13 protein-coding genes and 1 pseudogene are annotated in these 14,018 nt (G+C 71.3%); 5 read left to right on the top strand and 9 right to left on the bottom strand.

Features of this window, described 5'->3' with window-relative positions; translation table 11 throughout:
- Nucleotides 1-45: 45 nt before the first annotated feature.
- Nucleotides 46-1,080, bottom strand: coding sequence for an NAD(P)H-dependent glycerol-3-phosphate dehydrogenase (locus tag ABS361_19310; protein ID XBY44165.1), 1,035 nt, complete (start codon nucleotides 1,078-1,080; stop codon nucleotides 46-48).
- Nucleotides 1,077-2,153 carry a tRNA (adenosine(37)-N6)-threonylcarbamoyltransferase complex transferase subunit TsaD gene (gene tsaD, locus ABS361_19305; protein ID XBY46951.1) on the bottom strand — a complete coding sequence of 359 codons (1,077 nt, stop codon included), beginning with the start codon at nucleotides 2,151-2,153 and terminating at the stop codon, nucleotides 1,077-1,079. The genes ABS361_19310 and tsaD overlap by 4 nt, the downstream gene beginning before the upstream one ends.
- Nucleotides 2,154-2,464: 311 nt before the next feature.
- On the opposite strand from tsaD, the gene hemC reads away from it, so the two are divergent.
- The 5 genes from hemC to ABS361_19280 all read left to right on the top strand — a co-directional run bounded on the left by hemC (nucleotide 2,465) and on the right by ABS361_19280 (nucleotide 8,011).
- On the top strand, nucleotides 2,465-3,385 hold the full coding sequence (hemC, locus tag ABS361_19300) for a hydroxymethylbilane synthase (protein ID XBY46950.1): 921 nt from the start codon (nucleotides 2,465-2,467) through the stop codon (nucleotides 3,383-3,385).
- Nucleotides 3,386-3,399: 14 nt separating this feature from the next.
- Nucleotides 3,400-4,110 carry a uroporphyrinogen-III synthase gene (locus tag ABS361_19295; GenBank protein ID XBY44164.1) on the top strand — a complete coding sequence of 237 codons (711 nt, stop codon included), beginning with the start codon at nucleotides 3,400-3,402 and terminating at the stop codon, nucleotides 4,108-4,110.
- A 201-nt stretch (nucleotides 4,111-4,311) separates the two neighbouring features.
- A complete protein-coding gene (locus tag ABS361_19290) occupies nucleotides 4,312-6,291 on the top strand; it encodes a hypothetical protein (protein XBY44163.1) in 1,980 nt (659 codons plus the stop codon).
- Between the two features lie 12 nt (nucleotides 6,292-6,303).
- Entirely contained in the window at nucleotides 6,304-7,779 is a 1,476-nt protein-coding gene (locus tag ABS361_19285) for a heme biosynthesis HemY N-terminal domain-containing protein (protein ID XBY44162.1), read from the top strand.
- A 43-nt stretch (nucleotides 7,780-7,822) separates the two neighbouring features.
- Complete coding sequence (locus tag ABS361_19280) at nucleotides 7,823-8,011, top strand: hypothetical protein (GenBank protein XBY44161.1); 189 nt, start codon at nucleotides 7,823-7,825, stop codon at nucleotides 8,009-8,011.
- A 54-nt stretch (nucleotides 8,012-8,065) separates the two neighbouring features.
- Here ABS361_19280 and ABS361_19275 read toward each other — a convergent pair whose 3' ends face one another.
- The 7 genes and pseudogenes from ABS361_19275 to ffh all read right to left on the bottom strand — a co-directional run bounded on the left by ABS361_19275 (nucleotide 8,066) and on the right by ffh (nucleotide 13,779).
- The gene (locus ABS361_19275; GenBank protein XBY44160.1) at nucleotides 8,066-9,244 is read right to left on the bottom strand and encodes an acyltransferase; all 1,179 of its coding nucleotides are present in this window, start codon (nucleotides 9,242-9,244) and stop codon (nucleotides 8,066-8,068) included.
- 230 nt (nucleotides 9,245-9,474) lie between these two features.
- On the bottom strand, nucleotides 9,475-9,867 hold the full coding sequence (rplS, locus tag ABS361_19270; GenBank protein ID XBY44159.1) for a 50S ribosomal protein L19: 393 nt from the start codon (nucleotides 9,865-9,867) through the stop codon (nucleotides 9,475-9,477).
- 194 nt (nucleotides 9,868-10,061) lie between these two features.
- Nucleotides 10,062-10,775: a tRNA (guanosine(37)-N1)-methyltransferase TrmD gene (gene trmD / locus ABS361_19265; GenBank protein ID XBY44158.1), complete on the bottom strand. Its 714-nt coding sequence runs from the start codon at nucleotides 10,773-10,775 to the stop codon at nucleotides 10,062-10,064.
- Nucleotides 10,772-11,422 (bottom strand): ribosome maturation factor RimM, encoded by a 651-nt coding sequence (gene rimM, locus ABS361_19260; protein XBY44157.1) that lies wholly within the window; start codon nucleotides 11,420-11,422, stop codon nucleotides 10,772-10,774. Before rimM ends, trmD begins: the two co-directional genes overlap by 4 nt.
- A gap of 51 nt (nucleotides 11,423-11,473) precedes the next feature.
- A complete protein-coding gene (gene rpsP, locus ABS361_19255) occupies nucleotides 11,474-11,833 on the bottom strand; it encodes a 30S ribosomal protein S16 (GenBank protein ID XBY44156.1) in 360 nt (119 codons plus the stop codon).
- Nucleotides 11,834-11,873: 40 nt separating this feature from the next.
- On the bottom strand, nucleotides 11,874-12,215 hold the full coding sequence (locus tag ABS361_19250) for a chorismate mutase (protein XBY44155.1): 342 nt from the start codon (nucleotides 12,213-12,215) through the stop codon (nucleotides 11,874-11,876).
- 11 nt (nucleotides 12,216-12,226) lie between these two features.
- Nucleotides 12,227-13,779: pseudogene (gene ffh / locus ABS361_19245) on the bottom strand (signal recognition particle protein).
- Nucleotides 13,780-14,018: the final 239 nt, after the last annotated feature.

The raw sequence follows: 14,018 nt of genomic DNA, 5'->3' as shown, positions 1-14,018 counted from the left end.
CGGTGAAGCGGGCGGCCGAGGCGCGCACACCACCGGCACGCGCGCCTATTCGACTTCGCGCTTCAGCGGCCGCGACATCAGGCTCTCGACCGCGCCATCGACGCTGAGCCGGCCCGACAGTACCGCCGCGACCGCCGCCGCGATCGGCAGCTCGACGTCGCGCTCGGCCGCGAAACGGACCGCGACCGCGGCCGTGGTCGCGCCCTCGGCGAGCTTGGTCCCGGCCCCCGTCAGCGCCGCGACGGAGCCGCCCTCCCCGATCGCGAGCCCGAGCGAGAAATTGCGCGACTGCGGCGAGGTCGCGGTCAGCACGAGATCGCCGAGGCCCGAAAGCCCCATCAGCGTCTCGGTACGCCCGCCGAGCGCCCGGCCGAGCCGCGCCAGTTCGGCGAAGCCGCGCGCGACCAGAGCCGCCTGCGCGCTCGCCCCGAGCCCGCGACCGACCACCATGCCGGCGCCGATGGCGAGCACGTTCTTCAGCGCCCCGCCGATCTGCACGCCGATGAGATCGTCCGAGGCATAGGGCCGGAAGCTCGGCGAGGTCAGCGCCTGCGCCAGCGCCTCGGCAAGGTCCATGTCGGCCGCCGCGACGGTCAGCGCGGTCGGCAGGCCCCGCGCGATATCGGCGGCGAAGCTCGGTCCCGACAGGCAGGCCGGCGCGGCCTGCGGCAACTCGGCGGCGATAATGTCGGTCATGACCGCGTGGGTGCCGTTTTCAAGCCCCTTGGCGGCGGCGATCACCGGCACGCCCGGCCGGACCACGCCGGAGAGATCGCGCGCCGCCGCACGCGTCGCTTGCGCGGGCACGGCGAGGACGACGAGATCGGCTTTGGCGACGGCGCCGATGTCGGTCGTCGCCACAATCGCAGGCTCGAGGACGAGATCGCCGAGATAGCGCGGATTGCGGGCCTGCCCGTTGATCGCGGCGACCGTTTCCGCATCGCGCGCGACGAGCACCGCGCGTCGGCCGGCCCGCGCCGCCACCAGCGCCAGCGCCGTACCGAAGGCGCCGCCGCCGACCACCGCCACCGAACGCATCGCGCCCGGCATCGTCGCCCCGGAGGTCTCCGCCGCGCTCATGCCTTGGCCCCGAGCTGGCCGGAACCGAGCTTCGGCGCCGCGTCGGCATCGAGCGGCCAGCGCGCGCGGGCCGGGGCGTCGAGCCCGTCGATCAGCCCGGCCGCGAGCCGTTCGGCGCCGGCCCAGGCGATCATCGCGCCATTGTCGGTGCAGAGCTTCGGCGGCGGCACGACCACGCGGCCGCCGACCTTCGCGGCGGCGGCCCCGAGCGCCGCCCCGATCGCCTTGTTGGCCGCGACACCGCCAGCGGCGACCAGCACCGGCTCGGCGACCCCGGTCGCGCGCCGGAACCGTTCCAGCGCGCGCTCGACCTTGCGGCCGATCACATCGGTGACGGCGGCCTGGAACGAGGCGGCGAGATCGGCGACGTCGCGCTCGGTCAGCGGCGCGACCGCCGCGGCCGCCTGCCGGACCGCGGTCTTCAGGCCGGAGAACGAGAAATCGAGGCTGTCGCGGCCGAGATAGGGCCGCGGCAGATCGAAGCGGGTCGGGTCGCCGTCGCGCGCCACACGCTCGACCGCCGGTCCGCCCGGATAGGGTAGGCCGAGCATCTTGGCGGTCTTGTCGAAGGCCTCGCCGAGGGCATCGTCGATGGTGGTGCCGAGCCGCTCGTAGCGGCCGAGCCCGTGCACGGCGACGAACTGCGTGTGACCGCCCGAGACGAGCAGCAGCAGATAGGGGAAGGCGAGTTGATCGGTCATGCGCGCCGTCAGCGCATGACCTTCGAGATGATTGACCGCGACGAGCGGCAGGCGATGCGTCATGGCGATCGCCTTGGCCGTCATCAACCCGACGATGACGCCGCCGATCAGGCCCGGGCCGGCGGTCGCCGAGACCGCCGCAAGGTCGCCGAAGCCGACCCCGGCATCGGCGAGCGCGGCCGCGACGATGCCGTCCAGCAACTCGACATGCGCGCGCGCCGCGATTTCCGGCACCACGCCGCCGAACACGGCATGTTCCTCGATCTGCGAGCGCACGACATTGGCGAGGATCCGGCCCTGCCCGTCGGGTCCGCGCGCGACCACCGCCGCGGCGGTCTCGTCGCAGCTCGTCTCGATCCCTAGGATCAGGATCTCGCCGGTCGTCCCGGCGGATGGCGTCGCGGATCTGGGCATTGCGGACCGGGGCGGATCGTGGTTGGCGCGAAGGCTCGGAGCCGCGCGGATCTCGGCCGATGCGGCACGCAACGGCATCGGGGTAACAACGATGGCGCACCGTTCGGATCTCCTCTAGAGAAGATCGAAACTGAGCCGGCCATGGGGAGGCCGGCGTCCGGCGGCGAGCCGGACCTGCTCTAGCATCGGGACGGAACCACGTGCAATCCCACGGGCAATCGGACGCTTCGGCAGCGCACAACGGCAGCGCGACGGCAGGGTCGACGCGGATCTGGCGGATCGGAACGCGGGGCAGCGCGCTGGCGCTGGCGCAGGCCCACGAGGTCCGCGACCGCCTGATGGCCGCGACCGGGCTCGCCCAGGACCGGTTCGAGATCGTCGTGATGTCGACCTCCGGCGACCGCATCCAGGATCGGCCGCTCGCCGAGGTCGGCGGCAAGGGACTGTTCACCAAGGAGATCGAGGACGCGCTCGAGGAGCGTACCATCGATCTCGCCGTCCATTCCTCGAAGGACATGCCGACGATCCTGCCGGACGGGCTGATCCTGTCCGCCTTCCTGCCCCGCGAGGACGTGCGCGATGCCTTCATCTCGCGCAAGGCCAAGACGCTCGCCGAACTGCCGCCGGGCTCGGTGGTCGGCACCGCCTCGCTACGCCGGCAGGCGATGGTGAAGCGGCTGCGCCCCGACCTCGCGGTGGTGAACTATCGCGGCAACGTGCAGACCCGGTTGCGCAAGCTCGACGAGGGCGTCGTCGACGCGACGCTGCTCGCCTATGCCGGCCTGAAGCGGCTCGGTCTCGACCACGAGATCGCGAGCCTGATTCCGGCCGAGGACTTTCTTCCCGCCGTCGGTCAGGGCGCGATCTGCATCGAGACCAAGGCGGACGAGCGCGAGGTCAACGAGCTGGTCGGCCTGATCCACCATCCCGAGACCGCCGCGGCGCTGATCTGCGAACGCGCCTTCCTGCGCGAACTCGACGGCTCCTGCCGCACGCCGATCGCCGGTCTCGCGACCGTCGACGGCGAGCGGTTGCAGTTCCGCGGCCTGATCCTGCGGCCGGACGGCCAGCAGGCGCATGCAATCTCCGCAGAAGGCGAGCCGGAACGCGCGGCCGCGATCGGCCGCGAGGCCGGCGAGGCCCTGCGCATCCGCGGCGGCGCCGATTTCTTCGCCTCGCTCGGCGTCTGAGCGGGGCTCCAGGGATGCGGGTTCTCGTCACGCGCCCGGAACCCGAGGCCTCGACCACCGCGGACCGGCTACGCGCGATGGGGCATGACCCGATCGTCGACCCGCTTCTGGTGCCCCGGCCGCTGGACGCCGCCCTGCCCGACCCGGCCGGCATCCAGGCCGTGGCGCTGACCAGCCGGGCCGCCGCCCGGCTTCTCGGCCAGCATCCCGAGATCGGCGCCTATCGAGACAAGCCCGTCTTCACCGTCGGCGACGCGACCGCCGCCGCCGCCCGCGACGCGGGCTTCGCCGACGTGCGCTCGGCCGGCGGCACCTGGGAGGATCTGGCCGGCCGGCTGCTCGCGGCCTGCGATCCCGCCGGGGGCGCGGTGCTCTATGCCGCCGGCGTCGACCGCAGCGGCGATCTCGCCGGCCGGCTCGCGCCGGACGGACTGACGGTCGTCACCAGCGAGATCTACCGGATGGACCCGTCCGACCATCTCGATCCGGCAACCGTGGCGGCCCTCGCCGACGGGTCGATCCGAGCCGTGCTGCTCTATTCGAAACGGACGGCCGACCTGTTTGTCAGTCGCCTGACTGAGGCCTTCGAAGGCCGGAATTGGCCGGCTCCGACGGTCCATGCTATATCCGCTCCCGTAGCGGCCCGTGTGGCCGAGGCCGGCTTTCAGCGGGTGGTCGTCGCCGACGAACCGACCGCGGAGAGCCTGCTCGCCACACTCCGTTAAAGAAGCGCGGCTAGGGGTTTGCGCCAAGGACGAGACGAACGCCGCTTCGATGAGCGCGGGCCCGGCGACTTCGCCATGCGCCCGCCGCGATCGGGCGGCGATGTGAGCGGAACCGGGACCGGTCGCCGACCGTCGTGTCCTCGGTGGCCCGGGCCACCGGGCGGCACCGGACCCGACGAGGGCTCGTGCAGGGAGAACGGAATGGCCAAGGGCAAGGGCAGCGGCGCAGACAAGTCGCGTCAGGATGCGGGTCGCAACGACGGCGGCGACAACACCGGCCGGCGCGATCCGATCACCATCGACCTGCAGGCCGCATCGGTGCGCGTCGAGCCCCGCGAAGGCGAGACGCCGCAGCCCACCAACCCGGATCCCGCGCCCGAAACCGTAGCCACCGGCGCCACGGCTCCGGAGGCCGCGCCGGCGGAGGCTACGGAGGCCGAGACCACGGCCGCCGGCGCCACCCACGCCGCCACATCCGGCACCGCCCACCCCGCGTCCGAGACGCCGGCCGATCCGGCCCCGGCCTCTCCCGAGACGGTCACCGAAGCCTCGGCTTCGTCCGAGCCGCTGAACCCGAGCACGATCGAGGCGACCACCGCCGACGCATCCGCATCTCCGGATGCATCGATCGGCGCCTCGGCCGAAACCTCGTCCGAGGCACGGCCGTCCGCGACGACGGCGCCCGTCGCCGCCGAGCAGAAGCCCGGCCTCGCCATGCCGATCGCCGCCGCGCTCGTCGGCGGCGTGCTCGGCCTCGGCGCCGCCTGGGGCCTCGCCGCGAGCGGCAACTGGCCAGGCGCCGGCGGCTCCGGTACCACCGGAGCCCCGGCCGACGTCGCCGCGCTCGAAAAGAAGATCGCCGACCTCTCCGCGCGCCCGACGACCGGCGCGGCGGTCGACCTCACCCCGATCGAGAAGCGCCTCGCCGAGCTGGATGCGGCGCTGAAGGCGCTGCCCAAGGTCGAACCGGCCGCCGTCGATGCCGCCCGGTCCGCCGCCGCCGACAACGCCAAGGCAATCGAGGCGCGCGCCGCCGATCTCGCCGCCCTTCGCTCCCGCGTCGAGGCGATCGAAACCAAGCCGGCACCGCCGCCGAGCCCGACCAAGACCGAATACGACGCCGCAATCGCCAAGCTGACCCAGAGCGTCACCGACGCCGGCACCAAGGCGACCGCGGACCTCGCCAGCGCCCGCGCCGCCTTGGAGGAAGCCAACGGCGACCTCAAGGCGCGCATGGGCGTGTTCGAGTCCGACGCGCGCGCCCTGTCCAAGCGCCTGCTCGACGCCTCGGCCGCGACGCAGGCCAACCTGCAGAGCTTCACCGACGAGCAGAAGAAGGCGATGGAGCGGCTGCAGGGCCGCATCGCCTCGCTCGAGGACGTGCGCGCCACCGTCGACGGCGCTCTGACCCGCATCACTGCGGTCGAAGCCTTCGCCAGCGACATCAAGGCGCTGGCGAGCGGCCAGCAACAGGCGGGCACCAAGATTGCCGATCTCGGCCAGCGCGTCGCCACCATCGACACGATCAAGGCCGACGTCGGCAAGGCCGTCGACGGCATCGCGCAGAAGACCGACGCGATCGACGGCCGCGTCGCCGCTCTCGGCACCACGGTCGGCAAGCTCGAAGCCTGGACCAAGGACGGCGCCGCCGCCCGCCGTGACGCGATCCTCGCCGTCTCGCTCGGCGCGCTGCGCGCCGCGGTCGATGCCGGCCGCCCCTATCAGGGCGAACTCGACACCGCGACCGGCATCGCCGGCGGTTCGGTCGAACTGAAGCCGCTCGCGCCCTTCGCTGCGACCGGCGTCTCCACGCCGGCGAAGCTCGCCGCCGATTTCAAGGCGATCGCGCCGGCAATCCTCGATGTGACCGAGCCGAAGCCGGTCGGCAACGAAGCCGGCGTGTTCGGCGCGATCTTCAACAACGCGACCCGCGTCGTCCGCATCCGCCCCGAGGGCGAGGCGGCCGGCTCGGGTCCGGGCGCGATCGTCGCCCGGATCGAGGCCAAGCTCGGCAAGGGCGACTTCGCCGGCGCCGCGGCCGAATGGGACGCGCTCCCCGACGCCGGAAAGAGGGTCTCCGAGGCCTGGGCGCAGGCGCTGAAGGCCCGCGTCGCCGCCGACAAGGCGCTCACCGCCGTCACCGGCGCCGTGCTCGCCAAGCTCTCCCAGCCGAGCCAGTGAGGCCATAAGCGAATGTTGAAGCTCGTCCTGTTCTTCGCGTTCCTCGCCGCCGCCGCGCTCGGCTTCTCCTGGCTCGCCGATCACAACGGCGCCGTCGCGGTCGACTGGCTCGGTTATCGCACCGAAACCGACGTGATGACCGTCGGTATCGCCATCGCCGTGCTGATCCTGATCGTGATGGCCGTCGTCGCGGTGCTGCGCGGTGTCTGGAACACCCCGAGCCTGATCGGCGCCTTCTTCGAACGCCGCCGCCGCGAGCGCGGCTGGCGCGCGCTGTCGCAGGGCATGATCGCGGTCGGCGCCGGCGACCCGTCGCAGGCCGGCCGGCTCGCGATCGAGGCGCGCCGCATCCTCGGCGACGAGCCGCTCGCGCTGCTGCTCGAAGCACAGGCCGCCCAGCTGACCGGCGACCGCGACCGCGCGCGGGCCGCCTTCGAGCGCATGGCGAAGGAGCCGGACACCCGCCTGCTCGGCCTGCGCGGCCTCTATGTCGAGGCGTCCCGCTATGGCGAGGCCGAAGCGGCCCGGCACTTCGCGGAAGAGGCCCACAACACCCAGCCGCGCATCGGCTGGGCCGGTCAGGCCCTGCTCGAGTTCCAGGCCCAGACCCACGACTGGGAAGACGCGCTCGCCACCATCGATCGCAACGCCCGCAACAAGGTGATCGACAAGGCCGCCGCCAAGCGGCTGCGCGCCGTCGCACTGACCGCGCTCGCCGGCGAGCTCGAACAGGGTGAACCGGAGCGCGCCAAGAACCTCGCCATGGAAGCCCATGGCCTGGCGCCCGAGCTGGTACCGGCCTCGGTTCTGGCCGCCCGCCTGCTCGCGCGCGGCGGCGACGTCCGCAAGGCCGCGCGCGTGATCGAGAGCACCTGGCGGCTCGACCCACATCCCGATCTCGCCCGCGCCTACGCCTATCTGCGTCCGGGCGACTCGGTGCAGGATCGCCTGACCCGCATCCGCGAGCTCGGCCGCGTGCGCGCCAACCATCCCGAAGGCGCCTTCGCGATCGCCTGGGGCTCGCTCGACGCCGGCGACTTCGACGGCGCCCGCACCGCGCTGAAGCCGCTGATCGCCGAGGTGCCGACCCGGCGCGTCTGCCTGCTGATGGCCGAGATCGAGACCCGCCAGCACGGCGACCGCAACGCCGCGCGCGGCTGGCTCGCCCGCGCGGTGCGCGCGCCGCGCGATCCGGCCTGGGTCGCGGAAGGCTTCGTATCGGACACCTGGATGCCGGTGTCGCCAGCGACCGGCAAGCTCGACGCCTTCGAATGGAAGGTGCCGCCCGAGAGCCTCACCGGCGACGACCACCTGCTCGCGATCGAAGAGGAAGAGATCGCGCCCCCGGCTGCATCCGCCAAGACGATCGAGCTCGGTGCGGGTCCGTCCGGGCCTTCCGCCCCGTCTCCGGCTACTCCGTCTCCGGCCACTCCGTCTCCGGCTGAACCGGCGCCTGCGGCGCTCGACGCCGGCCGCGCCCGAGCCTGAACCCGTCAAGGCGGCCCCGAAGCCCGCTGCGGCGGAAAAGGTCGTGGTCGGTCCGAAGTCGGAGACGATGAAGCCGGTGACGCCGGCCGCGGTCGCGACCGATGGCGCCGCGTCCCGCCCGGCCATCCCGCCGGTCGGCCTCAACCGCGCCCCCGACGATCCCGGCCCGGCCGGCGCCGATGTCGAAGAGGAAGAGGATACCGCCGCCAAGCGGTTCCGCCTCTTCAGCTGATAGGAAGGTTGCAGGAGACCCGTCGAACGGGCGCCGTACGGCGCCCGTTTGCGTTTACGCCGACGCGCGCGGTTCGCCGGCCGCGCGGGCCGTCCCGAAGCGCAGGCGGCCGTCGGCGAGCCGCCGGAACGCGGTGCGGGCCGGAATCTCGACCACACGATGCGCGACCGCCGCGAGCAGGATCACCACGGCGAGGTATCCGATCGCCAGGAGATCGACCTCGAAACGGCCGCCGAGCAGGATCAGCGGATAGTCCGCCCCGCCGAGCGGGTCGTGACCGACGCCGATCAAGGCCACGCCGAAATGCCGCTCGGCGATGACCACGACGCGGCCGATCAGGTTCTCCAGCACGAACACGTGCAGCATGTAGATCGCGAAGGACCAGGCGCCGAGCGCCTGCAGCGGCGCAGTCGAGAGCCAGCGCGACAGCGCCCCCGCCTCGGCCGCGAACACCGCGACCACGGCCGCGAAGACGAGCGGCGCCGCAAACCCGAGCGCGGACGTCCCCGCCACGCTGACAAAGCCGACGGCGAGCACGGTCGCCCCGACTTCGACGAGCGTTCCGAAGCGCCCCGGCCGCGGCAGCCGATCGGCGATGCGCGCGACGAAATGGCCGGCGAGGAAGCCCGACAGGCAGCGGAAGAAGCCGAGATCCGCCATCACCTCCTGCCCGTGCCGGGAGAACATCGCGACGACCGCCCATGATCCGACCATCAGCCCGGCCAGAAACCACGTCCGCGTCCGCCCGGCGGTCGCGACCGAGACCAGCGCGAACACGACATAGGTCCAGAACTCGACCGAGATGCTCCAGGCCGGAAAATTCCAGGTCGGATGTTCGTAGAAGCCCAGCGACTGGATCATGAGCAGGTTGCTCGGCAGCGTCGCGAGCGACTTCGCCTCGGCGAACGGCGGCGTGTTCAGCACCGCGCCGTGCCTGGACGCCCAGAGCTTCAGGCACTCCATCGCCAGGAACGCCGCCAGCATGACGAAATGCAGCGGATAGACCCGGCCGAACCGGCGCACCAGAAATGGCCCCGCGCCCCGGCCGGCGCCCAGCGTGTCGGCACTGGCGCGCGTGATCACGAAGCCGCTCAGCACGAAGAAGAAGTCGACCAGCAGGAAGCTGTTCTGGACGAAGCCGAGCGCGGAGAAGTGTCCGAGCGCGTTCAGGTGGAACAGTGCCACCCCGAGCGCTGAAAGGCCGCGCCAGCCGTCGAGTGCCCGATACCGCATGACCCGAGCCGATCTCTTAACAGAACGTTACGAGCAGGGACTCTGGGGCGCGGTTCGGGGCGAGACCAGGGCACGCAGCCGCCCGGCCGATGTTTAGTTCTCGTTAGGCTTAATATCGCCCGAGCGCCCGGATGCATGAAGCGGCCCGACGCAACGAACAGCCAGACGCAAAAACGCCGGCCGGGTTGCCCCGACCGGCGCTGCGAAACTGCCGAAACAGGCCGAAGACCTCAGGCGGTCTTCTTGGCTTCCTGCTTGCGGTTGTCCTGCTTCTTCTCGACGATACGGGCCGCCTTGCCGGTCAGGCCACGCAGGTAATAGAGCTTGGCACGACGGACCTTACCGCGGCGAACCACCTCGACCGACTCGATCAGGGGAGTGTAGACCGGGAACACGCGCTCCACGCCCTCGCCGTAGGAGATCTTGCGGACGGTGAAGTTCTCGTTCAGGCCGGCGCCGTTGCGGGCGATGCAGACGCCCTCGTAGGCCTGCACGCGGGTGCGCGTGCCTTCGACGACCTTGACGTTGACGCGGACGGTATCGCCGGGACCGAAGTCCGGGATGGCGCGCTTCTCGACAATAGCGGCCATCTGCTCCTTATCGAGCTGTTCGATGATGTTCATGACTGCACCTTGAATGTGTCGAGCCGTCTGCGATGCGCGTCGGGCGTCGGTTGTTCCTGTCGCGGGGCACATTCGACCGGGTCTCACGACCGGGTCGGACGGCGCCCACTCTCGCGTTGGCGTTGCCTATACTCGAAGTTCCGCGGCTTGTCATGCCCTCGTCGTGGTCTCGAGGGCCGACCTGCCGTGATTCTTCATGTCGTTCCGTCCGTCCCCGCCCGGTAGGCGTCCCAGAGATCCGGGCGCCGTTCGCGCGTGATCCGTTCGGCCTCGGCCCGACGCCATGCCCGAATGCGGCCATGGTCGCCAGAGGTGAGGATTTCCGGTATCTCCCGCCCTTCCCAGACCTGCGGCCGGGTGTACTGCGGGTATTCCAGGAGCCCGGCCTCGAAGCTCTCCTCCGAGCCGGACTCGATCTTTCCCATCACGCCCGGCAGCAGCCGGACGACCGCGTCGAGCGTCACCTGCGCGGCGAGTTCGCCGCCGGAGAGCACGTAGTCGCCGATCGAGACCTCGATCAGCCCGCGCCCTTCGATCACCCGCTCGTCGAGCCCCTCGAAGCGACCGCACAGGATCACCACGCCGGGACCGGCCGCGAGATCGCGCACGAGGCGCTGATCGAGCCGCCGGCCGCGCGGGCTCATGTAGAGCCGCGGCCGGGGATCGTCGGCGGGCGACACGGTATCGATCGCGCGGGCGACCACGTCGGCCCGCATGACCATGCCCGGTCCGCCGCCCGACGGCGTGTCGTCCACCGACCGATGCCGGTCGGTCGCCGCATCGCGGATGTTGGCGACATCGAGCGACCAGTCGCCACGGTCGAGCGCCCGTCCCGAGAGCGAGAGGCCGAGCGGCCCCGGGAACATCTCGGGATAGAGCGTCAGCACCGTGGCGCGGAAACCGCTCACGGCGCCTTGCCCCCACCGTTCTGCCCTTCGGCGTCGTTCGGCCCCACGGCATCGTCCGACACCGCCTGACCGACACCATCGGCACCGGCGGCCCGCGCTTCCGCCTCGGCGGCCGCATCGTCGGAACCACCGCCGAACAGGCCCTCGGGCGGCGCGATCACGATCCGGCCATGGGCGAGATCGATGGTCGGCGCGAAGGCCCTGGTGAACGGCAGGTAGACCGACTTGCCACCCTCCGGGGCGATCTCCAGGAGATCGCCGGCGCCGAAGTCCTGGATCGCCACCACCACGCCATGCACCGTGCCGTCCGCATCGACCGCGGGAAGGCCGATCAGATCGGCGTGGTAGAAGGTCTCCTCGTCCTCCGGCTCGGGCAGCGCCGAACGGTCGACGGCCAGCGTCGTGCCGTTCAGCGCCTCGGCTGCGGTGCGATCGGCGATCTCGGCGAACTTCACGACCAGGACATTGCCCTGATCGCGCAGCCGGTCGACGGTCAGCACACGCGACCGACCCTTCCGGTCGGTCGCGGTGAGCGGGCCGTAGTCCGCGATCGCATCGGCGGGCGCGGTGAAGGACTTCACCCGCACCTCGCCGCGGATACCGTGCGCGGCGCCGATCTGGCCGACCAGGATCAGACGATCATCCATGACGACGACCCTTCACGAGCGGCCCCGACGATGCGCGCGATGCCTGTCCGATCACTCGGCGGCTGCTTCCTGAGCGGCGGCGGCCTTCTTGGCCTTCTCGGCAGCGCGCTCCTGGGCCTTCTTGCCCGGCTCGGCCTTCTGCGGATTGTTGCGGGCCTCGCGCTTCGACAGGCCGGCGGCGTCGAGGAAGCGGGCGACGCGATCGGTCGGCTGGGCGCCGACGGAGAGCCAATGCTGGACGCGCTCGGTCACGAGCACGACGCGCTCGCCGTCCTTCGGCAGCATCGGGTTATAGGTGCCGATCTTCTCGATGAAGCGGCCGTCACGCGGGCTGCGGGCGTCGGCGACGACGATGCGGTAGTACGGACGCTTCTTGGTGCCGCCACGGGCGAGACGGATCTTGAGGGACATGGGTTACTCCTGTTGGTCCTTGGAATTCCGTTGAAACTGATCAGCTCCGGCCGTCACGAATGGCTTCGTGGTGGCGGATGACTTCCTTGACGACGAAGCCGAGGAACTTCTCGGCGAAGTCGGGATCGAGCTTGGCGTCGGCCGCGAGCTGGCGCAGACGGGCGATCTGCACCGCCTCGCGCCCCGGATCGGACGCCGGAAGGCCCTCGCGGGCCTTCAGTTCGCCGACCGCCCGCGTGCAGCGGAAGCGTTCGGCCAGAATGCAGATCAGCGCCGCGTCGATGTTGTCGATCGACTGGCGCAGCCGGGCGAGCTCCGGATGGATCGCGGGCGCACCTTCAATCGGGGACTGGGCAGCGGCGGACTGGGCAGCGTCGGTCATGTCCGTCCTCGTCACTTCTTCTTGCCGAGACCGGGCAGGCCCGGGAACCCCAGGCCCTTCGGCCCGCCGGGCAGACCGGGGAAGCCCTTGGCAGCCCCATCCCGCCGGGCAATCCCGGCGGCAGGCCGCCCGGCAGACCACCGGCGCCGCCCTGCGGCATGCCGGGGATCTTGCCCGACTTGGCCAGTTCCTCGAGCGCAGCCGGATCCATGTCCGGCATGCCGCCGCCGAACATCGAGCCGAGGCCGCCGAGCAGGCCGCCCTTCTTCTTGCCCATCATCTTCATCATGTCGGCCATCTGCCGGTGCTGCTTCAGCAGCCGGTTGATGTCCTCGACCTTGGTGCCGGAACCGGCCGCGATGCGGCGCTTGCGCGAGGCGGCCAGGATCTCCGGCTTGGCGCGCTCGGCCTTGGTCATCGAGGAGATGATCGCGAGCTGACGCTTGATGAAACGGTCGTCGAGCCCGGCGGCGTCGAGCTGACCCTTCATCTTGCCCATGCCGGGCATGAGCCCCATGATCCCCTTCATGCCGCCGAGCTTCTGCATCTGGCGCAGCTGCTCGGAGAGATCGTCGAGGTCGAACAGACCCTTCTGCATCCGCTGGGCCGCCTTGGCGGCCTTCTGGATGTCGATCTCCTGCGCGGCCTTCTCGACCAGGGCGACGATGTCGCCCATGCCGAGGATGCGGCCGGCGATGCGGCTCGGATCGAAGTCCTCGAGCGCATCGGCCTTTTCGCCGACGCCGATCAGCTTGATCGGCTTGCCGGTGACGAAGCGCATCGACAGCGCCGCGCCGCCGCGGCCGTCGCCGTCCATGCGGGTCAGCACGATGCCGGTAATGCCGACGCGCTCGTCGAACGACTTCGCCAGATTGACGGCGTCCTGGCCGGTCAGGCTGTCGGCGACGAGCAGGATCTCGTGGGGCTTCGCGACCCGCTTGATCTCGGCCATCTCGAGCATGAGCGGCTCGTCGATGTGGATGCGGCCGGCGGTGTCGAGGATGACGACGTCATAGCCGCCGAGCCGGGCCGCGGTCATCGCGCGCTCGGCGATCTGGGTCGGGCTCTCGCCGGCGACGATCGGCAGCGTCGCGACGGCGTTCTGTTCGCCGAGCACGCGCAGCTGTTCCTGCGCGGCCGGACGGCGCGTGTCGAGCGAGGCGAGCAGCACCTTGCGGCGCATGCGCTCGGTCAGCCGCTTGCCGATCTTGGCGGTGGTGGTGGTCTTGCCCGAGCCCTGCAGGCCGACCATCATGATGCAGACCGGCGCCGGCGCCTCGAGATCGATCGGCCGGGCGTCGGAGCCGAGCATCTCCACGAGCGTGTCGTGGACGATCTTGATGACCTGCTGGCCCGGCGTGACCGAGCGCAGCACTTCCTGGCCGACCGCGCGGGCGCGGACCTTGTCGGTGAACGAACGCACGACGTCGAGCGCGACGTCGGCTTCGATGAGCGCGCGGCGCACCTCGCGCATGGCTTCGCCGACGTCGTTCTCCGTCAGCGCGCCGCGGCGGGTCAGCTTGTCCAGAATGCCGGACAGGCGTTCCGAAAGGCTCTCGAACATGGCGTCCTTCTCTCCCGGCGGCGCCCGGGCCTCTGGTGGTTCGATCGAAGCGGACGTCCTGTCCGTTTCGTCCATCGGAACCGCCGAGGGTCGGCGGTGTCACACGAGGCCCGGCCTTGTCGCCGGCGTTCACGTCTCCCTCGCGCGTCTCCATATCGGTCGGCCCGCCCGGCTTCGGAAGGTGCGATCAGCGGCGAACCGGAGACCGGACCAAACGAAAACGCGCCCGCGGGCGCATC

This window comes from Ancalomicrobiaceae bacterium S20, assembly GCA_040269895.1.
Classification (GTDB): domain Bacteria; phylum Pseudomonadota; class Alphaproteobacteria; order Rhizobiales; family Ancalomicrobiaceae; genus Methyloraptor; species Methyloraptor flagellatus.
The sequence above is the reverse complement of the archived record's forward strand: the minus strand, read 5'-3'. Positions and strand labels throughout refer to the sequence as shown.

Bases quoted from the DNA above. Each gene is read 5' to 3' on its own strand.
- ABS361_19310 (XBY44165.1), bottom strand. From the start codon at position 1,080: ATGAGCGCGGCGGAGACCTCCGGGGCGACGATGCCGGGCGCGATGCGT.
- ABS361_19295 (XBY44164.1), top strand. From the start codon at position 3,400: ATGCGGGTTCTCGTCACGCGCCCGGAACCCGAGGCCTCGACCACCGCG.
- ABS361_19290 (XBY44163.1), top strand. From the start codon at position 4,312: ATGGCCAAGGGCAAGGGCAGCGGCGCAGACAAGTCGCGTCAGGATGCG.
- ABS361_19285 (XBY44162.1), top strand. From the start codon at position 6,304: ATGTTGAAGCTCGTCCTGTTCTTCGCGTTCCTCGCCGCCGCCGCGCTC.
- ABS361_19275 (XBY44160.1), bottom strand. From the start codon at position 9,244: ATGCGGTATCGGGCACTCGACGGCTGGCGCGGCCTTTCAGCGCTCGGG.
- rplS (XBY44159.1), bottom strand. From the start codon at position 9,867: ATGAACATCATCGAACAGCTCGATAAGGAGCAGATGGCCGCTATTGTC.
- rimM (XBY44157.1), bottom strand. From the start codon at position 11,422: ATGGATGATCGTCTGATCCTGGTCGGCCAGATCGGCGCCGCGCACGGT.
- rpsP (XBY44156.1), bottom strand. From the start codon at position 11,833: ATGTCCCTCAAGATCCGTCTCGCCCGTGGCGGCACCAAGAAGCGTCCG.
- ABS361_19250 (XBY44155.1), bottom strand. From the start codon at position 12,215: ATGACCGACGCTGCCCAGTCCGCCGCTGCCCAGTCCCCGATTGAAGGT.